Annotated in this window: 21 protein-coding genes; all 21 read right to left on the bottom strand. The window is 56.8% G+C overall.

The features are described from left to right. Nucleotides 1-96 precede the first annotated feature (96 nt). Nucleotides 97-1,104: an NAD(P)H-dependent glycerol-3-phosphate dehydrogenase gene (locus FLZ89_RS12845; RefSeq protein WP_141264793.1), complete on the bottom strand. Its 1,008-nt coding sequence runs from the start codon at nucleotides 1,102-1,104 to the stop codon at nucleotides 97-99. Further along, the gene (plsY, locus tag FLZ89_RS12840; protein ID WP_141264794.1) at nucleotides 1,105-1,689 is read right to left on the bottom strand and encodes a glycerol-3-phosphate 1-O-acyltransferase PlsY; all 585 of its coding nucleotides are present in this window, start codon (nucleotides 1,687-1,689) and stop codon (nucleotides 1,105-1,107) included. It abuts the gene before it with no gap. Nucleotides 1,690-1,709: 20 nt separating this feature from the next. Continuing rightward, nucleotides 1,710-3,026 (bottom strand): ribosome biogenesis GTPase Der, encoded by a 1,317-nt coding sequence (gene der, locus FLZ89_RS12835; RefSeq protein WP_141264795.1) that lies wholly within the window; start codon nucleotides 3,024-3,026, stop codon nucleotides 1,710-1,712. 78 nt (nucleotides 3,027-3,104) lie between these two features. Further along, on the bottom strand, nucleotides 3,105-4,448 hold the full coding sequence (locus FLZ89_RS12830) for a DUF512 domain-containing protein (RefSeq protein WP_141264796.1): 1,344 nt from the start codon (nucleotides 4,446-4,448) through the stop codon (nucleotides 3,105-3,107). A 142-nt stretch (nucleotides 4,449-4,590) separates the two neighbouring features. Next, nucleotides 4,591-5,061 (bottom strand): DUF3189 family protein, encoded by a 471-nt coding sequence (locus FLZ89_RS12825; protein WP_141305105.1) that lies wholly within the window; start codon nucleotides 5,059-5,061, stop codon nucleotides 4,591-4,593. Between the two features lie 24 nt (nucleotides 5,062-5,085). Next, nucleotides 5,086-5,580, bottom strand: a complete 495-nt coding sequence (locus FLZ89_RS12820) for a DUF3189 family protein (RefSeq protein WP_141305104.1) — start codon at nucleotides 5,578-5,580, stop codon at nucleotides 5,086-5,088. Between the two features lies 1 nt (nucleotide 5,581). Next, nucleotides 5,582-6,817: a stage II sporulation protein P gene (gene spoIIP / locus FLZ89_RS12815; RefSeq protein WP_172613617.1), complete on the bottom strand. Its 1,236-nt coding sequence runs from the start codon at nucleotides 6,815-6,817 to the stop codon at nucleotides 5,582-5,584. Nucleotides 6,818-6,857: 40 nt separating this feature from the next. Next, the gene (locus FLZ89_RS12810; RefSeq protein WP_141305102.1) at nucleotides 6,858-7,595 is read right to left on the bottom strand and encodes a DUF1614 domain-containing protein; all 738 of its coding nucleotides are present in this window, start codon (nucleotides 7,593-7,595) and stop codon (nucleotides 6,858-6,860) included. Between the two features lie 240 nt (nucleotides 7,596-7,835). Then, entirely contained in the window at nucleotides 7,836-8,894 is a 1,059-nt protein-coding gene (fni, locus tag FLZ89_RS12805; protein ID WP_141264801.1) for a type 2 isopentenyl-diphosphate Delta-isomerase, read from the bottom strand. 18 nt (nucleotides 8,895-8,912) lie between these two features. Beyond that, entirely contained in the window at nucleotides 8,913-11,114 is a 2,202-nt protein-coding gene (locus FLZ89_RS12800; protein ID WP_141305101.1) for a bifunctional 4-hydroxy-3-methylbut-2-enyl diphosphate reductase/30S ribosomal protein S1, read from the bottom strand. Nucleotides 11,115-11,229: 115 nt separating this feature from the next. Then, nucleotides 11,230-11,808: a lysophospholipid acyltransferase family protein gene (locus tag FLZ89_RS12795; protein WP_141264803.1), complete on the bottom strand. Its 579-nt coding sequence runs from the start codon at nucleotides 11,806-11,808 to the stop codon at nucleotides 11,230-11,232. Between the two features lie 74 nt (nucleotides 11,809-11,882). After that, nucleotides 11,883-12,590 (bottom strand): (d)CMP kinase, encoded by a 708-nt coding sequence (cmk, locus tag FLZ89_RS12790; RefSeq protein WP_141305100.1) that lies wholly within the window; start codon nucleotides 12,588-12,590, stop codon nucleotides 11,883-11,885. Then, complete coding sequence (gene aroA, locus FLZ89_RS12785; protein ID WP_141305099.1) at nucleotides 12,587-13,897, bottom strand: 3-phosphoshikimate 1-carboxyvinyltransferase; 1,311 nt, start codon at nucleotides 13,895-13,897, stop codon at nucleotides 12,587-12,589. The genes cmk and aroA overlap by 4 nt, the downstream gene beginning before the upstream one ends. A 60-nt stretch (nucleotides 13,898-13,957) precedes the next feature. Then, the gene (locus FLZ89_RS12780; RefSeq protein WP_253256487.1) at nucleotides 13,958-15,130 is read right to left on the bottom strand and encodes a prephenate dehydrogenase; all 1,173 of its coding nucleotides are present in this window, start codon (nucleotides 15,128-15,130) and stop codon (nucleotides 13,958-13,960) included. Beyond that, the gene (gene pheA / locus FLZ89_RS12775; protein WP_141264806.1) at nucleotides 15,121-15,981 is read right to left on the bottom strand and encodes a prephenate dehydratase; all 861 of its coding nucleotides are present in this window, start codon (nucleotides 15,979-15,981) and stop codon (nucleotides 15,121-15,123) included. The genes FLZ89_RS12780 and pheA overlap by 10 nt, the downstream gene beginning before the upstream one ends. Beyond that, nucleotides 15,978-17,006 carry a 3-deoxy-7-phosphoheptulonate synthase gene (aroF, locus tag FLZ89_RS12770; RefSeq protein ID WP_141305098.1) on the bottom strand — a complete coding sequence of 343 codons (1,029 nt, stop codon included), beginning with the start codon at nucleotides 17,004-17,006 and terminating at the stop codon, nucleotides 15,978-15,980. Before aroF ends, pheA begins: the two co-directional genes overlap by 4 nt. Nucleotides 17,007-17,186: 180 nt before the next feature. Continuing rightward, complete coding sequence (trpA, locus tag FLZ89_RS12765) at nucleotides 17,187-17,969, bottom strand: tryptophan synthase subunit alpha (protein WP_141305097.1); 783 nt, start codon at nucleotides 17,967-17,969, stop codon at nucleotides 17,187-17,189. After that, complete coding sequence (trpB, locus tag FLZ89_RS12760; protein ID WP_141305096.1) at nucleotides 17,959-19,164, bottom strand: tryptophan synthase subunit beta; 1,206 nt, start codon at nucleotides 19,162-19,164, stop codon at nucleotides 17,959-17,961. The genes trpA and trpB overlap by 11 nt, the downstream gene beginning before the upstream one ends. Before the next feature lie 28 nt (nucleotides 19,165-19,192). Next, nucleotides 19,193-19,840 carry a phosphoribosylanthranilate isomerase gene (locus FLZ89_RS12755; protein WP_141305095.1) on the bottom strand — a complete coding sequence of 216 codons (648 nt, stop codon included), beginning with the start codon at nucleotides 19,838-19,840 and terminating at the stop codon, nucleotides 19,193-19,195. A 21-nt stretch (nucleotides 19,841-19,861) separates the two neighbouring features. Next, the gene (trpC, locus tag FLZ89_RS12750) at nucleotides 19,862-20,650 is read right to left on the bottom strand and encodes an indole-3-glycerol phosphate synthase TrpC (RefSeq protein WP_253256486.1); all 789 of its coding nucleotides are present in this window, start codon (nucleotides 20,648-20,650) and stop codon (nucleotides 19,862-19,864) included. Continuing rightward, nucleotides 20,638-21,657, bottom strand: coding sequence for an anthranilate phosphoribosyltransferase (trpD, locus tag FLZ89_RS12745; protein ID WP_141305094.1), 1,020 nt, complete (start codon nucleotides 21,655-21,657; stop codon nucleotides 20,638-20,640). Before trpD ends, trpC begins: the two co-directional genes overlap by 13 nt. Between the last annotated feature and the right edge of the window lie 24 nt (nucleotides 21,658-21,681).

Genomic DNA, 21,681 nt, shown 5'->3' with positions numbered 1-21,681 from the left:
GAGAATTGGGAGGTAAGAGGTTTTAGGTTTGTCTGCCATGACAATTACTGCTTTACTATTACCTTCACTTTGGTTGTGCTCTGGCAAAATAAAGGTCTACCAGAGACCTGTTTCGACTTCGTGGGTACGTGGTCGCTCCATCAGGGCGGCCACACAGTCCCGCGCAGGTTTGCCCGCATAAAGAACCTGGTAAATCTCTTCGGTAATAGGCATCCGGATCTGGTACTGACGGGCTAGCTCCCGGGCTGCCGCCGTAGTCCGCACACCTTCGACTACCATGCCCATCCCGGACAGGACTTCGGCCAGGGCCTTGCCCTCTCCCAGCTGCATCCCGGCGCGACGGTTACGGCTATACATGCTGGTACAGGTGACAATCAAATCGCCAATACCACTTAAACCGGCAAAAGTCATGGCTTTGCCCCCCAGGGCTACCCCCAGCCGGGCAATTTCCGCCATACCCCTGGTCATTAGGGCAGCCCGGGCATTATCGCCCAAGCCCAGGCCATCAGCAATCCCTGTGGCCAGGGCAATAATATTTTTTAAAGCGCCGCCAAATTCGACCCCTGTTACATCGGGATTGGTATAAACGCGAAAGGTAGGGTCCATAAAAATATCCTGGACATATTCAGCTACATTCCTGTCAGCAGCAGCTACGACCACGGTAGTCGGCAGGCCGCGGCCAACTTCTTCTGCGTGGCTGGGGCCGGAAAGCACCGCCACCCGGGTAAAACCTTCTTCGGCCAGGACTTCTGATAAACGTTTTTTAGTGTCCAGTTCCAATCCTTTCGCAGTATTAACGACTATAGTTCCTGGAGGTAAAAAAGGTTTTACCTGCCGGGCTGTTAACCTGACGGCATGGGAAGGTACGCTCAAGACCACCAGGTCTGCATCCCTAGTGGCGGCCTGCAAATCAATCGTCGGCCTGATACCAGCAGGTAATTTCACCCCGGGTAAATATGCTTTATTTTCCTTAATTTCTTCCAGTTCAGCCACAACTTCCCGGCGCCTGGCCCACAGGTTCACCCGAAACCCCTTGCGGGCCAGTAAAATGGCCAGCGCTGTCCCCCAGCTACCGGCACCAATGACGGCAATAGTTCCGAGCAATTAACTTCGCTCCCCCAGTTTATGTTCGGTTCCAGCCAGGAGCCGTTTTATATTGGGACGGTGACGGTAAATAATCAGGGCTGTTCCGGCAAAGGTAAAAAGGGTGTAGGGCCAGGGCCGGTGAAAAAAGAGCATGAGAAAGGGGGCTAAGGCCGCAGCAATAATTGACCCCAGAGAGACATAGCGGGTAAAGACCACAATTATAAACCAGATCACCACCGCCCAAAAAATGGCAGACGGTGCCATGACCAGTACTGCCCCAGCAGTCGTGGCCACACCCCGACCACCTTCAAATTTCAGGAATATGGACCAGCTATGGCCGATTATGGCTACCATAGCCGTAAAGGCTGCCAGCCAGGGGCCTCCAAAAGCTTGCCCCAACCAGACAGCCAGCATACCTTTAAAGGTATCAGCTGCCAGTACCAGCAAGCCTGGAAAAGTACCCATGGTCCTTAAAGCATTGGTGGCGCCCACATTGCCACTGCCCCGTCGCCGAATATCAAAGCCGTAAACATAACGTCCCACCACATAGGCTGTGGGAACAGAACCGATAAGATAAGCAAGTACCAGGGCCAGCAGCCACATATTTTCCCCTCCATTTTAAATTATTGTCCCTTGCTGCGGCGGAACAGCAAGCGTAACGGTGTGCCTTCAAAGCCAAAAGCCTGGCGGAGCTGGTTTTCCAGGTAGCGCTGGTAGGAAAAATGGACATCTTCTGGACGGTTACAGAAAAAGATAAAGGTTGGGGGGTTAACCTTGACCTGGGTGGCGTAAAAGATTTTAACCGCCTGTCCTTTTACCGCCGGCGGTGGCGTGAGCATGACCGCTTCCTGCACTATGGAATTTAATGTGCTCGTAGCAACGTGACGGCTGGCTTCTGCTCCCACAGCATCAATGGCAGGTAAAATCCGGCCAACCCGTTGTCCTGTCAGGGCCGAAATAAAAAGGATAGGAGCATAGGACATAAAACTTAACTCTTCACGGATCATCTCCTCATAACGGGCCATTGTTTTATCATCCTTGGGCACCAAATCCCACTTATTTACTATTATTATAGAGGCTTTGCCCTGTTCATGGCCATAGCCGGCTATTTTTTTATCTTGTTCGGTAACGCCTTCGGTACCGTCCAGGACTACCAGGACTACGTCGGCCCGTTCCACCGCCTTCAGTGCCCGTAAAACGCTGTAATGTTCTGTTGGGTCAGCGATACGGCTCTTGCGACGCATACCGGCGGTATCAATAAGGATATACTCTCTTTCACCCTGGCGAATATATGTATCTATGGCATCCCTGGTAGTTCCCGGCAGTTCGCTGACGATGACCCGCTCTTCGCCCAGAAGGCGGTTGACGATAGAAGACTTACCCACATTGGGGCGCCCCACCACGGCTACTTTTAAGGCCATCCCGTCCTCTTCTGCAGCGCTCTCCGGTAAGAGGTCAACTATCCTGTCCAGGAGATCGCCTATATTTAAACCGTGAATGGCAGAAATAGGCAAAGGATCTCCCAACCCCAGACGATAAAATTCGTGGATCAGGGTAGGATCGCTGAAGTCTTCGACCTTGTTGGCCACCAGGATTACCGGCCGCCCGGAGCGGCGTAATAGCTCTGCCACCTCATCATCATCGGCGGTCAGGCCGGTCCTGGCATCAACAACAAAAAGGATGACATCGGCTTCCTCCAGGGCCGTTTCGGCCTGGCGCCTTACCTGGACTACCAGGGGATCGTCTGATCTGGCGGCAATGCCGCCCGTATCAACCAGGGTAAACTGGCGACCCCGCCAATCGGCATCGTGGTAAAGGCGGTCCCGGGTTACTCCGGGGGTGTCTTCAACGATAGCCACCCGGGCGCCGGTAATGCGATTGAAAAGGGTTGATTTGCCCACATTGGGCCGGCCGACAATAGCTACTACCGGTTTAGGCAAAAAAGGATTCCTCCATAAAAATATAATACTATAAATCTCAAAATGATAGACGGCTGGCTTTTATATCGGAGCGAGCTTCTACTGAATAACGACGTGGCCGCAGCATCCCGCTACCAGCCCTTTTCCCGTAGCTGGAACTACTTCTACGTCAACTTTTAGTTCAGCGGCAAGCATTTCCGGCGTCAGGTCATCCAGAAAAACCGGGGCATCCCTTTTTAACATGACGTCGGGGATGAGAATAACTCCGTCTTTTTCCCGAACCCAGGAGGCGGCTTCTTTTAAGCCCCTTAACAGGTCCCGGCCGGTCAGTAGTCCGGCCACCGTCACCTGCGGGCCAAAGAAAAAGTTCGTTACCGGAACCACCCTGGCTTCCAGGTTGCCGGCCCTTGCCATCACCTCCTGAACGAGCCCCTCCAAGACTGGTGCCGCCAGGGTACCGGTAGCTATTATCACCCGGCGAGTCTGGATTTCAGGTCGGTTGAGGTTGGCCAGAACAGCTTCAAAATCATCCAGAAAAAGGCGCGTGAGACCAACACCATTTTCCGTCTGGGGAAAGTCGTCATAGTAAGAAGCTGCAGGTAGGGGAAGATTGGCCAGCAAATAGAATTCATCGGCGCCGTAGACCAGGCCGCACCCAAAGCGGCGGCGAAACCCAACCTGCCAGGCTGCAATCCGGTTTACTATTGCTGCGGCCTCCTCCGGCGTCACCCTCCTTAAAGGGAATAAATGCTCCCGCCGTGAGGTCAGGCCCACAGGTACCACCGCAATGGATTGGACGGCTGGAAAAAGGCTGCTGAGGTCCTTTACCGTCCGCTCTAACTCCGGGCCGTCATTAAGCCCCGGGCAGAGGACAATCTGGGTATGCATCTGAATGCCGGAGGCGGCCAGTTTCCGCAGCTGTGCCATTATCTCCCCGCCACGGGGATTTCCTAATAGCTTGCTTCTTAATTGCGGGTTGGTGGTATGGACGGAAATATAGAGAGGGCTGAGGTGCCAGCGCAATATATATTCCCAGTCCCCAGGTTTTAAGTTGGTCAGGGTAATAAAATTGCCGTGAAGAAAAGAATAACGGTAGTCGTCATCTTTGATATAAAGACCGGGCCGTAAGCCCCGGGGCATCTGGTCGACAAAACAAAAAAGGCATTTATTCCCGCAACGGCGCAGGCCATCAAAGGTAGCAGAGGCAAATTCCAGCCCCAGGTCCTCATCGTAATCCTTTTCAATTTCCAGAAGCCATCGTTCACCGCCAGGTTTTTCAATCTCTACCTCCAGGTTTTCACCGGCGCAAAGGTAACGGTAAACAATCAGGTCGGGCACCCTTTCCCCGTTGATGGCTACCAGTACATCGCCAGGGTTGATGCCCAGCGCGGCGGCTATACTGTCCGGCCGGACGGCTGTTATTACTGCCCTTTGTTTAGCCAAGTAGATGTCATCTCCTGACTTCCCTTGCCCAGGTCCAGCTGTAATATACATGGCCTGCGCTTTTTCGCCTTAATTATCCAATATTTTACCCCCGCCGTCAAGGTCTTGCTGGAAGCCTTTGTTATACGCCTGGATAGAGGTTCTAACTGCCGGATTTAACGTTATGGAGTTCTTGCTGGCGAGCCTCCTTAACCAGGTTAACCAGGACGGGATAGTCTCGCCCCAGGCTAAACTGCAGCAGCAGACGCCCCAACCAGGCCAGTGATGGATAGCGCCGGCAAAAAGCGCCCGCCCGCCATAAAAAGGAAACCCGGTGGGAAACGTCTATCCAAAGTACCTCACGCTGATCCCGGTCCAGGGCTGCCAGGAAAGTCTCTATAGCCCGCCGGGCTGCTTCGCCGTCATGGCCGACGGCAGCAGTATAGACGGCATGGCCTTCTGGCGTATAACCTATATGGCGCATGCCGCCTTCCCCTTCAAAAGCGTCAAAGTGGGGCAATTTTTTTAACTCCTCCCAGGCCGGCTGCCGGCCTGGATTTAAAAAGCCCGCATGCAGGGCAGCGGCGATAACCCCCGCATGGGTACCACTAAAACAGGCATAAACGATAATCACCGTGGCAAACCTTTCCGGGTAAATTTATGCTTGTCTTGTTGGCGTCCCGGGTAATGCACGTGCTGGCATCCACAGATGCTGATTTTGTTCTACTAGCTTCAACAGACTGGCGAAAGCGCGCCTGGTACCCAGGACAACCAAAGGCCGGCCCAGGAACGTCAGGCCCATACGGCGCGAAGTAAAACCGCCGATCCGCATGAAAAGATTTACCAGAGGAGAGGTATTAAGAAGCAGGATGTCCTGCCGCTTTATTCCCAGTGTTGCTGCCAGATCATAGAGAAGGGCTTCAAACCGGCTACCCAGGTTCTTTTTACCCACGGCATAGACCCTGTTACCATACACATCGGTACCCATAAATTTTAGTTCTCCTTCTTCTCCCCGGCTGCGACCATCAAAATACGGCAGGGCCAGGAGTTCCGCTGCCGTAGGTAACCTGTTCCGGGGCAATAGCCCCAGGTGGATAGCCGCTGTCGTAACCGAAGAATGGGAACCACCAAAACAGTGGTATATGACAATCATTTTAATCCTTTTGCCAGTCAGCCCTTTCCTCATTGGATGATGATTCTGGGGCGGGTTTCTTGACATATTTTACCATTTCCTTCTGGTTGTCAGGTTCCCGCCCTTCTTCTCTAGGCATCACGGGCCGCCTTGCCCGCCTCCACCCCAGTAAATTGATCCACTCTATCGAAGTAAACTGCTTCAGCCTGGACACAGCTTTATCCCAGCTGCCGGTAGAAACAATCAGGAAGGCACCGCCGCCAAGGATGACGGCCAGGATAACAAACAGAACGCCTTTCCAGTCGGCAGCCGTACTAGAAGTCCGGGCGGCCGTAGGCCGGGCAGCCACACCCAGGACAGGGGGTACAATGTCAGCAAAAAGAGTTGCCCCCCGTTCGGCTTCAGGCAGAGTGTTGGTATAGGTACCGACTTCCATGAGCAAGGCCCGGGGTGACAGGTCCTGGTTATAGCTGCCGGCGCCGATAAAAATCCCCCTGATCAAGCCGGGATACCTGGAATCGGCGGCTGCCTTGAGCCGTTTGGCAAAATCCAGGTTGGCGCTCATATTCTGATTTTCCCGGCCGACGACCAGTCGAACCATCGTTACATCCTGGTCGTTAATGTTGCGGCGATAAAAGGAGGGATCAGGTACGCCATCGCGGTGCAGGTCAAAAATGGCTGCTGCCCCTTTTTGCAGTAAACCCACGGCCGTGCGACGCGAGCGCCGGTAGGCCGCGTCGTCATGGGGGGCATGGGAGGTCTGGTCATCGATTACAGTTAAGCCCAGGCTGCGCAGACGATTGGCAAAGGCCGTACCCACCTTCAGGATGCCACCACGGCCAGGTATACTCTCTGCACCTTGAGTGGGTACGTAGGATTCGTCATCATGGGAATGGTAAATGCCGATTACCTGGGTGCCTTCGGCCTGAACCGGGGCAACTGCTTGCGAGGGAACAACAACCTTTTCTTCTCCACGGGAAAGCTGCTCTATACCTATTTCCCGGCAGATAGCCCGGTTCCCTTCAACACGAATTACCTTATAACGGTGGTTGTCGGCGGCAATAAATTCATCGTTGATGTAAATCCGGCGGGCCATCATATCCAGGATCCGTCCCTGTTCGTCAACTAAAATGGAATATTCGCCTTCGGTATGGGCCTGGCTCATCAGCAGGTTTTTCAGGCTGAAGACCCTGGTAGTAGCTACCTTCCGGCTTTCCTGGAAGGTAAAGATAGCCACCAGGGCCAAGGCGGAAACCAAAAGGATCAATCCACCCCAAAATCTTCGAGGTCTCCTTAATTTATTCACCCTGTTCACCACCGTTATCCTTTTTATTGTCTGGTAAAGGTTTTAGTGAAGCTCCTCGCAATCCGGCCAGCAGGGAACGCGGGCGCCCGTCTGCCTTCGGCCCACCCTGGATCCTTTCCCGCGCTTCACCGATAAATTCTGCCAGGAGTACGGCCACAACGGCGGCCATAAAAGTAACATCGATTATACCGGCCCCACCAAAGGCTACCGTTCCTCTTAAACCCCGGCTGAGGTAGTAAAAGAGGTCGACAAGATCCAGCAACAGCACTCCCAGGATGGCTCCTACAAAGGCTGCCCTGCGGGAGCGGCCTACAAGGTAGGCGACTACACCGGCGATGAGGGGGTAATAGTAAAGGGGGTCTAAGAGGCTCAGGCCGTAAACATTCCAGGCTTCCCGGCCCCGGGTCAGGATGCTGATACCAGAAAGTACGGCGGCGGTAATTACTGCTCCCAGCAAAGCCCGGCTCACTTCCCATGCGGTTCCAGCCCGGTACAGGACATAAATGGCCAGGCCCAGAGGTATCAGGCCACCACCCACATTAACAGAAGTAACCACTCGCCCGCTAGTTATAGGGATATTGATAAAGCTCCCGATAATCATAGCGACAATGAGGGTCAGGGCCGCCCGGTCGCTTAAATAAAGGCGGTCCAGAACCCGGTGGGCAAGGCCAAAATAGACCAGGACAAAGATGATAACTAACAATAAAACACCGGTGGTATATCCCGTCATAGTTAATCACCTTCCAGGGTTAGATTTCCCCGTCAGGTAAGAAATATACCGGTACCGGCCGGGAGAAAAGAGTCACAATTAAAAAAGCTTGAAGAGTAGGCTCAAAGGAAAGGAGTTACTCCAGGGGGTGTAAATCCTTGTAGGTGCCTAGCAGGCGAAATTTTTACAGATATAAGCCGTAGACTAAGGATAAAAAAACCAAACCCTCATTATAAGATTGATGGGTTTGGCGGGAGTGTTTTAATAACGGCTACTGCAACCAGGCCGGCGCTGAATACCCTCCAACCAGGCTTTTGTCTTCCCGGTAATGACTAAAGGTTTAGTTGCCAGTTCTGCCGGGGTGGTGCAGCCAGTTAAAAGGCAAATGCGTTTTAAATCTTCCTGCCAGCTGAAAATCTCCTGCGCCAGGGCCTCTTCCCCCTGGTCCAGGAGAATTTTTAAGAAATAGCCGGCCACGCCAACAATTTTAGCCCCCAGGGCCAGGGCCCGGGCGGCATCCAGGGCACTCCTGATACCGCCGGTGGCTACAATCTCCACCGGCAGGCCCAGTTCTTTAATTTCCAGGATGCTCACGGCGGTGGGCAAGCCCCAGTGGGCCAGGGCCGTAATCTGGCGGTCCCGACGTTTATTTTCAATAGCGGTAAAATCAGTCCCGCCGCGGCCGCCGACATCCATGATACGGACGCCGCTATGATATAACTGTAAGGCTGCTTCCCGGGACAGGCCGAAGCCCACTTCTTTAGCAATAACAGGTATGTCCAGGAAGTTTACCATATCCTTTATATTTTTCAGCCAGCCCCGGAAGGAACGGTCGCCCTCTGGCATGACCATTTCCTGGGCAGCGTTGAGGTGTACTTGTAAACCGTCGGCCGCGATCATGGCTACCGCTTCGCGGGCAGCGTCCAGGGAATTACCGGCACCTATATTGGCCAGGATTAAGCCTTGTGGATTTTCCCGGCGGGTGATGGCGAAACTTTCCACCCAGGCTTTATTTTCTATAGCTGCCTTCTGGGAACCTACGGCCATGGCAATACCCGTCCGCCGGGCCACCCTGGCCAAGGCGGCATTGATGTCCTTTGTTTCTGGGGGCCCGCCGGTAAGGGCGTTAATAATAAAAGGTGCGGCTAGGGTTTTCCCCAGCCACCGGCAGCTAAGATTAATATCCGTCCAATCGAGTTCCGGCACGGCCTGGTGGATTAAATGAATATCCTCCAGGCCGCTGGTGCCGTAACCCTTTTCCTGGAAGAAACGCAGGTGTTCCAGCTTGCGCTGGCCCCTCCCAGCTATTGTCTCTGGCATCCCCTTACGCCTCGCGTTTCATTTTGCCTCTTCGAAAAGCTCCCCAAACAGATCACCCAGTTTCACACCACTTTCTTCCTGGTTTTCCTGGGTCTTGTCTACTTGTTTGGACTGCTTTTTGGCTCTATCCCGCAGGGCCTGGCGGAGACTGAGGCTCATGCGCTGGGCTTCCTGGTCTACCCCCAGGATTTTAACCGGGATGACCTCCCCTACGTTTACCACATCCTCAGGTTTTTCTACGTGCCGGTCGGCCAGCTGGGAAATATGCACCAGGCCCTCGATACCTGGTTCGACTTCTACAAAAGCGCCAAAGGGAGCCAAGCGCAGAACTTTCCCTTCCACAATCGCTCCCACCGGGTAACGGCTGGCGGCCGTATCCCAGGGATTGGGCAGGAGCTGTTTGCGACCCAGGGAAACTTTGCCTTCTTCCCTGTCGATACCCAGAATTTTGACTTCGATTTCCTGGCCTTCCGTCAGGGCATCCCGGGGATGTTCCACCCGGCCCCAGGAAATTTCTGAGACGTGGAGCAGGCCATCGACACCGCCAAGATCGACAAAGGCACCAAAGTTGGTCAGCCGCCGGACGATGCCTTTACGTACCTGGCCTACCTCCAGGCTGTCCCAGGTAGCCTGGCGTTGTTTTTCATATTCTTCTTCCAGGATGGCTTTCTGGGAAAGAACAACTTTATTCTTGCTGCGGTCCAGCTCGATAACCCGCAGGCGTAAAGTTTTACCCAGGTAAGCGTTTAAGTCTTCAACGTAACCCCTTTCGATGAGGGAAGCGGGGACGAAACCCCTGACACCCACATCGACAAGTAAGCCGCCTTTAACTACTTCGATAACTTCAGCCTGGAGCTCAGCGCCGCTGGTCAGGTATTTTTCCAGTTTATCCCATGCAGCCCGGCGATCGGCGCGGCGCTTGGATAAAACGGGATGCCCTTCTTCGTTTACGGGCTTTAGGACCATGACATCGATGGTATCGCCCACGGCTACTACTTCCCGCGGGTCGGTTACATTACGGTGAGAGAGTTCATTTAAAGGAATAATCCCCTCGCACTTTCCTCCCACATCCACCAGGACCTCATTATCGTTAACCTGGACTACTGTACCAGTGACAATGCTGCCCCGGCGCAGTTCAGGTATTTTAGTTTCCATTTGTTGCATTTCATTTTTCTGTTCTTCCTGCTGTTCTCCGGGAGCGGCCGGTTCCGCCACAGCCGGTTCTGCCGGGCCGGCTGTGGCTCCTGCTGCTACCGTAGCGTCCTCTGCTCCTGCAGCTGTAACGGCAGGATTATTTTCCGGTTTCACCTCAATTACGTTATTTTCCCCGGCCGGCGCAAAGTCGGCTCCTTCCGGTTTTCTTGCCGGTTCCTTTTCGTCTTCTGGAACCATTACTTTTTCCTGTTCAGCCAGCATTGCTACTACCTCCTCAATAATCCACGCTGGGGTCGAAGCGCCACCTGTAACCCCGACCCTCCGGGCATTATTAAACCACTGGCGACACAACTCCCCGGCCCTTTCCACGTGGTAGGTCGGCGTTCCCGTAGCCCGGCAGAGCTCAGCCAGGTGCCGGGTGTTAGCGCTTTCCTTACCGCCGACTACCACCATTATGTCTACCTGACGCGCAAGGTTAACTGCTGCTTCCTGGCGCCGGCGGGTAGCATGGCAGACGGTATTGTGTACTACCAGAGTGTCCGTATTGGAACGCAAAACAGCTGCAACTTTCTCCAACCTCTCCTCCGGCTGGGTGGTCTGGGCTAGAACCGCCCGCCGGGGATGAAATGGCAGGGTTGCTGCTGCTTCTTTATTAGGAACTACTACTGCTCCCGGACCAGCCCAGCCTACTAGCCCTTTAACCTCGGGGTGTGCCGGATCACCGACAATTATTACTTGGTAACCTTCTTCAGCCAGCTTCCTGGCCAGGCGCTGGGCCCGTGCCACGTAAGGGCAGGTAGCATCGATAACCTCCAGGCCCTTTTCCCGGGCAGCAGCTAAAATTTCCGGCGTCACGCCGTGGGAACGGATTAATACCCGGCCGCTTTCTACTTCTTCCAGGGAATTTACCGGGTGAACACCTTCACTGGCCAGCTGTTCCACTACCTGCCGGTTGTGGACCAGTGCTCCCAGGGAGGCGACCGGTTTGGGAGCCTCTCTGGCTTGTTTTACGGCCCGCGTGACGCCAAAACAAAAGCCCGCATAATCAGCGACAATCACTTCCACCTAAAGCTCTTCTCCTGGATCAAGGTTAAAATTTAGTTTGCTGATTCCAGCCAAGCATTATTTACATTTCGCGAAAAAGAAGCAAATTCCTGCCTGTCATTAAAAAAAGCCGGCTTTAAGCCAGCATTCTGGCTACTGCCTGGTAAGCGGCAGTCGTCAGATCCTGGACCTGCTGGGGTGTACTTGGACCAGCAATCTCAAATTTTAAAGGGGGGCCGAAGATCACTTTAATCCTGCCACCACGAAAGACTCTATTGGTATTTTTTATGGCCACCGGCAATATAGGCGCACCGGTTTTCAAGGCCAGCAGGGCGGCGCCATGCTGGAAAGGAAGTAACCGGCCGTCCTTGCTGCGGGTGCCTTCGGGAAACATGCCGAGGACCTGGCCGTTATGGAGGACCTCCAGGGCTGCTTTTAAGGCCGCCCGGTCGGAGCGCCCCCGCCGGACGGGGAAGGCGTGCAGCCCCTTGATAATCCAGTTAACTACGGGAATATGGAAAAGCTCTTCCTTGGCCATAAAGCGCACCGTCCGGGGAGCAGCCACGCCGACAACCACCGGGTCCAGAAGGGAGATATGGTTGGCAATAACAATAACCGGTCCTTCAAGGGGGAAGTTTTCCCGTCCCTGAACTTCCCAGCGGCAGAAAAAACGCAAGAAGAGATAGCAGACAAATTTAGCGAACTGGTAAAACACCTGGAGGATTCCTCCGAAAATAGGGTTCTTCCAAAAATGGTACCTTCTGGTGGGGATATGTCCCTGGCAAATTTTCATCGTTCGCTGGCGGTGGCATTAACCCCATGATGGGTCTGAATTAGTTCCAGCAATTTAGCCACTACTTCTTCAACTCTCATATTGGTGGTATCAATGATGACGGCGTCGGGCGCCGGCTGCAAGGGGTCAACTTCACGCTGGCTATCCTGGGCATCCCGCCGGCGGATTTCTTCCTTTATGGTTTCCAGGTCTACCGGCCGGCCAGAAGCTATGAGTTCATGGTAACGCCGCCGCGCCCTCTCTTCCAGAGAAGCCGTCAGGAAAAACTTGTAGGGCGCTTCCGGCAGAACATTGGTTCCGATATCGCGGCCGTCCATGACCACCCGGTTGGAGGCGGCCATCTGCCGCTGTAGCTCCACCAGCCGCCGCCGCACCCCAGGGACCCGGGCGACGGTAGACACATGGTGGGAAACAGTTTCCTGCCGGATGGCCGCGGTAATTTCCTCGCTATCGCAGTAAACCTTCACCGTGCCAGCAGCCGTATTTTCCAGACTGATAGTAGTTGCCTCTGCCAGGGCAACCAGTTGCCTGTCGTCGGCCAGGTCTATCCCCTGGTGCAGGGCCTTCCAGGTCAGGGCCCGGTACATGGCCCCGGTGTCGATGTATAGATAACCCAGTTTTTGCGCCAGGAGCCTGGCTGCTGTGCTTTTACCGGCCCCGGCCGGGCCGTCGATGGCTACGTTACCGTACAATTTATTCCTCACTCTTCTTCCCTGACTTCTACCCCCAGCCGGGCCAGGTCGGCGGCAAAATGGGGGTAAGAAATGGCCATACATTCAGCGCCGTTGATTACCGTTGGCCCTTCGGCCACCAGGGCGGCTACCGCCAGGGCCATTCCCAGGCGGTGATCGCCGTGGCTGTCCACCACCGTTCCCTTTAGGCGGCCCCTTTTAACCCCTCTGATCAGGAATCCGTCGGGGCGTGCCTGGATACTGGCGCCCATTCTTTCCAGCTCGCGGGCCACCATGGTGATGCGGTCGCTCTCCTTCACCCGCAGTTCGGCTGCGTCGCGGATTACCGTTTCCCCTGCGGCCAGGGCGGCTGCCACTGCCAGGACCGGTATTTCATCAATGAGGCGGGGAATGAGTTCGCCGCCCATCTCCACACCCCGGAGGCTGCTGGAAGTTACCTGGATATCACCGACTGGCTCGCCGCCGCTCTCGCCCCGGGGCGTTACCTTTATTTGCCCCCCCATAGCCATTAGTACATCCAGGATGCCGGTGCGGGTGGGGTTTAAGTTCACATTTTTCAGGGTGATTGTGGCCCGGGGATGGATACACCCGGCAACCAGGAAAAAAGCCGCTGCCGAAATATCCCCAGGGATGCTGACGTTTAATGGCCGCAACGGCTTCTGGCCTGCGAGCCTGACAGCCAGCCCTTCGACCTTGATAGCAGCCCCGGCTGCTTTAAGCAGGCGCTCACTGTGATCCCGTGAGCGGCAGGGTTCAATAATAACCGTCTCCCCGGGGGCAAAAAGGCCGGCCAGGAGCAGGGCCGATTTTACCTGGGCACTGGCCACCGGCAGGGTATAGGTAAGGGGTTGCAGGTTACCCCCCTGGATACTTAAGGGGGCCAGTTCCCCGCCCTGGCGTCCCCAGATTCTGGCCCCCATGGCGGCGAGGGGCCGGGTCACCCGGCCCATGGGCCGGCGGCGCAGGGAGGCGTCGCCGGTAATCACGCTGTAAAAGGGCTGCCCGGCCAGCACCCCCAGGAGGAGGCGCATGGTGGTACCGGAATTGCCGGCATCGAGGATCGCTTCCGGCTCTTTCAAGGAACCCATCCCTTCACCGCGGACAACTACCCGGCCTTCGTGGGGGCCATTAATCTCTACTCCCAGTTCCTTAAGACATCTTAAAGTGCTGAGGCAGTCGGCTCCCTCCAGGAAACCCTCGATGACCGTTGTCCCTTCGGCGAGAGCCCCGATGATGGCTGCCCGGTGGGAAATAGATTTATCCCCCGGCGGTCTCAAACTTCCCGCCAGGGATGGCGACGGCCTGATAATAAGCTGCATTCTTTTCCTCCTGATTCCCCTTCCAAACTACCAGGAATATCTACCGGTGTCAAGCAGTTCCTACAACTTCCGGGCGTTAATACCCCTGCTTTGTAATATTTCCAGGGCTTTGGCGGCAGCGGCGGCTGTGGTAAAGCCCAGGCGGATGCTGCCTCCTTCCCCCTCCCGCACCCGGAGGATTTCGATGTCAATAATATTAATACCGGCATTACCCAGGGCCGTAGCCATGGCACCGATGACCCCCGGCCGGTCGGGGACGGTCACCACCAGCTCATGGAGGGCGGGCAGCAAGCCCTTTTGCCGCGCCGGCACCTGGGCCCTTAAAGAGCAGGCCTGCTGTAAAACGGCCTGCAGGTCCTCTATGTCACCCCGGGCAATCATCCCCTCCAGGGATTCCACCTGGCGGCGCCAGCATTTTAACAAAGTAAGAATAGCCTGGCGGTTGTGGAGAAAAATATCCCGCCACATGACCGGGTCGCCCGCAGCGATGCGGGTTGTATCCCGGAAACCGCCGGCAGCCAGCATCAATGTTAGGGGATGCTCCCGGGAAAGAATGCCGGCGGTTTGCATCAGGCTGACGGCTAATAGATGAGGTAAATGGCTGATCCCGGCAACCACCAGGTCGTGCTCCTCCGGGTCCATGGTTATAACCCTTGCTCCCATCACCCGGAACAGCTCTTCCAGGCGTTGCAAGGCCCCGGCATCGGTGGCCGGTGTTGGCGTCAAAACATAGACCGCATTTTCCAGGAGATAACGGTCGGCGGCCTTGATGCCGGCCCGCTCGGAACCGGCCATGGGATGACCGCCGACATAAAAGGCCCGGGGCTGGAGAATACTTTCCAGTTCCCGGACAATGGCTCCTTTGACGCTGCCGGTATCGGTAACAACGGTCCCCGGCGCCAGGAACGGGGCGATAACCCCGGCTACCTGGCTTAAAGTGCCGACAGGTACGGCCAGGATAACCACCTCAGCCCCGGCGACTGCTTCCTCCGGGCAGGAAGCCTTGCGGTTGATGGCACCAAGTTGCATGGCCGCCTGGATGGCCTCAACCTCGCGGTCATAGCCCGCCACTTCCCGGGCCAGGCCTCCCTGCAACAGGGCCAGGCCCAGGGAACCGCCAATCAGGCCCAGGCCGATAATGGCCATCCTTTCAACCAGGGGACCGGCCCCTTTATTGCCGCTTATTTTCCCGGCCGGAGGTGCTACCGGAACCGGGTCCCGGTCTAGCTGCAACTGGTTTCCCCCCTGTCCTGGGAGTAAGATCCCAGGATTTTTAATAAACCCGTCCTGGATTTCAGGCCTGCCAGCACTTCTTTTAATGGTGATGCCGTGGCTTTGCCCTCGCAGTCAATAAAGAAAAGGTATTCCCCCAGTTCCTTTTTGGTCGGACGGGATTCAATACGGGTCAAATTTATGCCGGCTTCAGCAAAATCCTTTAAAATGGCATAAAGACTTCCCGGGCGGTTGGCCAGGGCAGCCACCACCAGGGAGGTCTTGTAAGGTCCGGGGAGGGACGGTGCCTCCCGGCCCAGGACCCAGAAACGAGTCTTGTTATCCTGGTAATCCTGGATGCTTGTTGCCAGTACCGGTAGCTGGTAAAGCCTGGCGGCAAAAGCCGAAGCGATGGCCGCCAGTTCCGGCCTCTGGCGGGCCTCCCTGGCAGCCTCAGCCGTACTGGTAACCGCCTTAAGTTTTGCTCCAGGGAGGTTAGTGGCCAGGTAATGGCGGCACTGGGCCAGGGCCTGGGGGTGGGACCAGACTTCCCGGATGGCCGTCATTTCTTTTGCCCGGCCCAATAGGCAGTGGCAGACCGGCAATACTACTTCGCCGATTACCTTAAGCCCTTCTTCCTCCAGGACCAGGTCCAGGGTGAGGTTCACCGCTCCTTCGATGGAGTTTTCCACCGGTAAAATCCCTGCTCCTGCCTGGTGGTTCTGGACTGCGGCCAGGACTTCCGGGAGGCTCAAGCAGGTCAGGAAATTATCCGCCCCTGCCTGCCAGTTGCGATCTACCCGCCGTGCCCAGGCAACTGCCGCCTCATGGGAAAAAGTCCCGGGGGGCCCCAGGTAAGCTATAGCCTTCATGATACCAGATGCCCCAGTTCCCGCTCGCCGGCAGCGATTATGGGCCGGATTTCCTGTACCAGGCGGGCAAATTGCTCCGGTGTCAGGGACTGGGGGCCGTCGGAGAGGGCTTCCTGGGGGTTGGGGTGCACCTCGATCATTAAGCCGTCGGCACCGGCAGCCAGGGCGGCCCTGGCCATGGGCGCGACCATAAACTTGCGCCCGGTCCCGTGGCTGGGATCGACAATGACCGGCAGGTGGGATAAATGCTTTACTGCCGGTACGGCGCTCAGGTCCAGGGTATTGCGGGTGTACGTCTCAAAGGTACGAATGCCCCGCTCGCATAAGATGACATGGCTGTTACCTTCAGCGAGGATATATTCGGCGGCCAGGAGCCATTCCTCAATGGTCGCCGAGAGGCCGCGTTTCAAAAGCACCGGCTTTTGGGTGCGGCCCACGGCCTGGAGCAGGGCGAAGTTTTGCATGTTCCGGGAACCGATTTGCAGTACATCGGCAACCTGCGCAACTTCAGTGACCAAGGCCGGGTCCATGATCTCCGTCACCACGGGCAAACCGGTAACTTCCCGGGCTTCGGCCAGGAATTCCAGGCCTTTGGCGGCCAGGCCCTGGAAGGAGTAAGGTGAGCTGCGGGGTTTATAGGCTCCTCCCCGCAGCATGGTCGCCCCGGCCTCCCGGACGGCCATGGCGGTTTCCAGGAGCTGCTCCCGGCTCTCCACCGCGCAGGGTCCGGCGATAATCTGCACCTGGCGGCCGCCGACGGTCAAATCCCCTACAGGTACCACGGTGTCCTCGGGGTGAAAATCCCGGCCGGCCAGCTTGTAGGGCTGTAAAATGGGCACCACCTTTTCCACCCCGGGCAGGGCGGCCAGGGTTTCAGACTTCAGACGTGTCTTATCACCAATAGCACCGATTATTGTCCGTTCTACTCCCCGGGAAAGGTGTACCTTGAAACCCTCCCGTTCCAGGCGCGCTATCACCGCCTGCTGTTCCTCTAAAGTTGCTCCGGGCTCCATGATAATAATCATTTTTAACCCCCCTGCAAAAGCAAAACGTCACCCCCGCCAGGAGTGACGTTTTTTCAAGTGCCATCTCTCCTGCCGTACTGCCATCCTGCCATTTTAAGTAAGCCTTGAGGGTACCCTACCATACTACAATTTAGACTATAGCACAACGCCCCCCTCCTGGCAAGGGGACTTTTATTGTTTTTATATAGCCTGGCGCAAACTATGCACAAGTTCTGCAGCTGCCGGCACGCCCCCTTTATGGAGCGCCTGAACAACGGCGCTGCCGACGATGATGCCGTCGCAGAGGGGAGCCAGGAGCCTGGCTTGCTCAGGATGGCTGATGCCGAATCCTACCCCCACGGGGAGGTCCGTCGCCTCCCGCACCCTGGCGAGATACGCCGCAATCCCCGGCGGCAGGCCTTCCCTGGCCCCGGTTACCCCCGTCAGGGAAACGCAGTAGATAAAGCCCTGCGCTGTTGCGGCAATTTGCTGCAGGCGTTCTGCCGGCGTCGTCGGCGCCACCAGGGGAATGGCCGCTAGTTTTACCGCTGCTAATTTTTCCCGCAAAGGGGCGCTTTCTTCCAGGGGCAGGTCGGGAACGATCAGGCCGTCTACCCCGGCAGCGGCCAGGTCGGCAGCCAGCGCTGCCAGGCCGTACTGGAGGAGGGGGTTGTAGTAGCTCATGAGGACCAGGGGCAGGCTCACCCGGGAGCGCAAATCCTTTACCAGGTCCAGGATCTTCCTTAAATTCGTCCCCCTGGCCAGGGCGCGGGTGCTGGCGGCCTGGATGACCGGGCCATCGGCCACGGGGTCGGAGAAGGGTACCCCCAGCTCAATGATATCAACCCCGGCTGCCGCCAGCTTCTCAACGGCTGCCGCCGTAACCTCCAGGGAAGGATCCCCGGCACAAAGGTAGACGATTAAGGCCTTGCGCCCTTCCTTTTCCCGGGCGGCAAAGGTCGCGCTGATCCTCTCAACACCCATGGTTTTCTCCTCCCTCCTGGAGCACAGCCTCCACCTGCTGGACGTCCTTATCGCCGCGGCCGGAAAGATTAACAACGATAATTTCCTCCTGTGATAACCCGGGGGCCACTTTCATGGCCAGAGCCACGGCATGGGCGCTTTCCAGGGCCGGGATGATGCCTTCGGTACGGCTCAGCAGTTGAAAGGCCTCCAGTGCCTCGGCGTCAGTAATGGCCACATAGGTGGCCCGGCCGCTGTCTTTAAGGTAGCTATGCTCCGGTCCTACGCCGGGATAATCGAGGCCGGCTGAGAGCGAGTATACCGGCTTGATCTGGCCGTTTTCGTTCTGGACGATATAGCTGTAAGATCCCTGGAAAACGCCGGGCCGGCCGGCAGTTAACGAGGCTGCATGCCGGCCGGTATTTAACCCTCGCCCGGCCGCTTCAGCGCCCCACAGCTTGACACCGGTGTCCTGGATAAAGGGATAAAAGATGCCCATGGCGTTACTGCCCCCCCCTACACAGGCAATGAGGTGGTCTGGCAGGCGGCCTGTAGCCTCCAGGACCTGCTGCCGCGTTTCTGCACCGATGACGGCCTGGAAGTCCCGGACCATCATGGGGTAGGGGTGGGGACCAACAACTGAACCGATTAGATAATAGGTGGTCCGGACATTGGTAACCCAGTCCCGCAGGGCTTCATTAACGGCATCCTTTAAAGTTCGGCTGCCGGCCGCCACGGGGATTACCCTGGCCCCCAGGAGTTCCATGCGAAAGACATTCAGGGCCTGGCGGCGGGTATCTTCTTCCCCCATGTAAATTTCGCATTCCATTCCCAAGAGGGCGGCCACGGTGGCTGTGGCCACCCCGTGCTGGCCGGCACCGGTTTCGGCAATAAGGCGTTTTTTGCCCATGCGCCGAGCGAGCAAAGCCTGGCCCAGGGCGTTATTCAGCTTGTGGGAACCGGTATGGTTGAGGTCCTCACGCTTCAGGTAAATCCGGGCCCCGCCCAGGTGCCTGGTGAGATTGGCTGCGAAATACAGAGGTGTCGGCCGGCCGGCGTACTGCTCAAGGTAATATTTTAATTCCCTTTGAAAGATTGGATCCTCCCTGGCCTCCCGGTATGCCTTTTCGATTTCCTTAAGGGCCGGCATGAGGGTTTCGGGTACGAAGCGCCCGCCGTAGGGACCAAAATGCCCCCGGCTGTCTGGTAATGCCATATTGGGTTTACCTCCGTATCAGTAATTTTCACCTCTTCGCTAGGGGTGATGCAGTGGTGGACTCTTCAGCTTCCCTCACAGCCTGTAGAAATGAAACTATTTTGGCCGGATCCTTGCGGCCGTTTGTTTCCACGCCGCTGGCGACATCGACGGCATAGGGCCGCACGGTACGGATGGCGGTGCCAACATTTTCGGGTGTCAGGCCACCGGCCAGGATGATAGGCCGGCCCCGGGCCACGGCATTTTTGGCCAGTTCCCAGTTAAAGGTTCGGCCGCTGCCGCCGGCAACCCCCGGGACGTAAGCATCCAGGAGGAAGCCCTGTACCTCCGGGTAAGAGTCCATGGCCTGGACAAAGCTGGCATCCCGTACCCGGAAAGCTTTAATAAGTCGCTGGGAAAGCCTGCGGCAGTATTCCGGCGGCTCATCACCATGGAGCTGGAGGACATCCAGGCGGCAGAAGGTAGCTATTTCCATGAGGCTGTAGCGGGGCTCATTCACGAAAACGCCTACCGTCGTGGTAAAGGGCGGCAGCTTCATTATTATCTCCCGGGCGGCTTCCGGGTTTATCTGCCTGGGGCTTCTGGCAAAGACAAAACCAAGGGTATCGACGCCGGCGTCCAGGACCAGCCGGGCTTCTTCATAGCTCCGGATGCCGCAAATTTTTACCCTGACCATTAACGCCACTCCTGTTATGATTTAGGATAGACTCAACTCGGCAATTTTTAACTTTACATCCCCCGCTGTCATCAGGGCTTCCCCCACCAGGATGGCATCAACGCCAACCTCAGCTACCAGGGCCGCATCGGCCCGGCTCATGATCCCGCTTTCACTGACCACCACCGGCCCCGGGGGGATCAAGGGCCGTAAAGCAAGGGTGGTATGCAGGTCGACTTTAAAGGTCCGTAAATCCCGGTTGTTGATGCCGATAATCCCGGCGCCGGCCTGGAGGGCTACTTCAACTTCTGCCTCCGTATGGACTTCTACCAGGGCTCCCAGCTTAAGCTTATCCGCCAGGGCCAGGTATTCCTGCAGTTCTGCCGGCTCCAGGGCGGCAACAATTAGCAGCACAGCATCGGCACCTAAAGCCCGGGCTTCATAAATCTGGTAGGGGTCAACAATAAAATCCTTGCGGAGCAGCGGCAGGGGGGTTACCTGCCGCACCCGGGACAGGTATTCCGGCTTACCCTTGAAGAAACGCCAGTCTGTTAATACGGAAATGGCCGCCGCCCCGGCAGCTGTATAAAGCCGGGCCTGCTCCTCCGGGTCAAAGGCGGCCCGGATCAGGCCCCGGGAAGGTGAAGCCTGCTTTAATTCGGCAATGAGGTTCAGGCCGGCCCCCCGGCGCCGCAGGGCGGCGCGAAAATCCCCGGTCAAGGGTAGATTTTTTACCTCCCTTTCCAGTTGGGCCAGGGGCCTTTGCTCCCTGGCAACCGCCACTTCCCGGCGTTTATGGGCCAGAATCTCCGCCAGCATCAGGCAGCCCATCTTTCTATCCAGGCCGTCATATCCTGTAGTTTGGCCATGGCGGCGCCGGAATCGATACTCGTTGCCGCTGTAGCCAAAGCTCCCGGGAGGGATTTTTCTACACCCGCGGCCAGGAGGCCAAAGGCGGCATTGAGGAGAACTACGTCCCGGGCCGGGCCCTTTTCGCCCTTCAGTACGGAGTGGGTAATGGCAGCATTATCGGCTGCCGTCCCCCCGGCCAGGTCTTCTAAACCAGCCCGGGGCAGGCCGGCATCCTCGGGATAAAAGGTATAAGTGGTGAGGCTACCGTGATCCAGGCAGGTTATTTTCGTAGGTCCGGTGGTTGTGACTTCGTCCAGGCCGTCGCTGCCGTGGACCACGTAAGCCCGACGGCTCCCCAGCCGCCCCAGAACAGCGGCTACTGTTTCCGTTAAAGAAGGATCATAGACGCCTACCAGCTGGCAGGGTGCACCGGCCGGGTTGGTCAGGGGACCAAGGAGGTTAAAGACGGTGCGGATGCCGATTTCCCGGCGCGGGCCGGCGGCATACTTCATGGCACCGTGGAATACCGGGGCAAAAAGGAAGGCCATGCCCACCTCATCCAGGCAGCGTGCCACGGCTGCCGGCGGCAGGTCAACCTTGATTCCCAGGGCTTCCAGCACATCGGCGCTGCCGCAGCGGCTGGATACGGAACGATTACCGTGTTTGGCTACGGCCACCCCGGCGCCGGCAATAACGAAGGCAGCCGTGGTGGAAATGTTAAAAGTATGGCGACCGTCACCGCCGGTCCCGCAGGTGTCAATAAATACCTGGTGGCGGGTGGTGATGCCGGCAGCCCGGCGCCGCATGCTCCGGGCAAAGCCGGTGATTTCTTCTACCGTTTCACCCTTCAGGCGCAGGGCTGTAAGGAAGGCAGCTATCTGGGCCGGGGTAGCCTCGCCTGTCATGATGATATCCATTGCTTGCTCAGCTTCGGTTTCACTTAAATCCTGGCCAGCTACCACCTGGCCAATTAGGGACTTTAACACTCTGCTCCTCTCCCCTCGCAAAGG

The sequence above is a fragment of the Moorella sp. E306M genome, from assembly GCF_006538385.1.
Classification (GTDB): Bacteria; Bacillota; DSM-521; order Neomoorellales; family Neomoorellaceae; genus Neomoorella.
This window is presented reverse-complemented; position numbering and strand designations above follow the sequence as displayed.

Bases quoted from the DNA above. Each gene is read 5' to 3' on its own strand.
- plsY (WP_141264794.1), bottom strand. From the start codon at position 1,689: ATGTGGCTGCTGGCCCTGGTACTTGCTTATCTTATCGGTTCTGTTCCC.
- FLZ89_RS12820 (WP_141305104.1), bottom strand. From the start codon at position 5,580: ATGATTGTCATATACCACTGTTTTGGTGGTTCCCATTCTTCGGTTACG.
- FLZ89_RS12810 (WP_141305102.1), bottom strand. From the start codon at position 7,595: ATGACGGGATATACCACCGGTGTTTTATTGTTAGTTATCATCTTTGTC.
- fni (WP_141264801.1), bottom strand. From the start codon at position 8,894: ATGCCAGAGACAATAGCTGGGAGGGGCCAGCGCAAGCTGGAACACCTG.
- aroA (WP_141305099.1), bottom strand. From the start codon at position 13,897: ATGCAGCTTATTATCAGGCCGTCGCCATCCCTGGCGGGAAGTTTGAGA.
- pheA (WP_141264806.1), bottom strand. From the start codon at position 15,981: ATGAAGGCTATAGCTTACCTGGGGCCCCCCGGGACTTTTTCCCATGAG.
- aroF (WP_141305098.1), bottom strand. From the start codon at position 17,006: ATGATTATTATCATGGAGCCCGGAGCAACTTTAGAGGAACAGCAGGCG.
- trpA (WP_141305097.1), bottom strand. From the start codon at position 17,969: ATGGGTGTTGAGAGGATCAGCGCGACCTTTGCCGCCCGGGAAAAGGAA.
- trpB (WP_141305096.1), bottom strand. From the start codon at position 19,164: ATGGCATTACCAGACAGCCGGGGGCATTTTGGTCCCTACGGCGGGCGC.
- FLZ89_RS12755 (WP_141305095.1), bottom strand. From the start codon at position 19,840: ATGGTCAGGGTAAAAATTTGCGGCATCCGGAGCTATGAAGAAGCCCGG.
- trpC (WP_253256486.1), bottom strand. From the start codon at position 20,650: ATGGGCTGCCTGATGCTGGCGGAGATTCTGGCCCATAAACGCCGGGAA.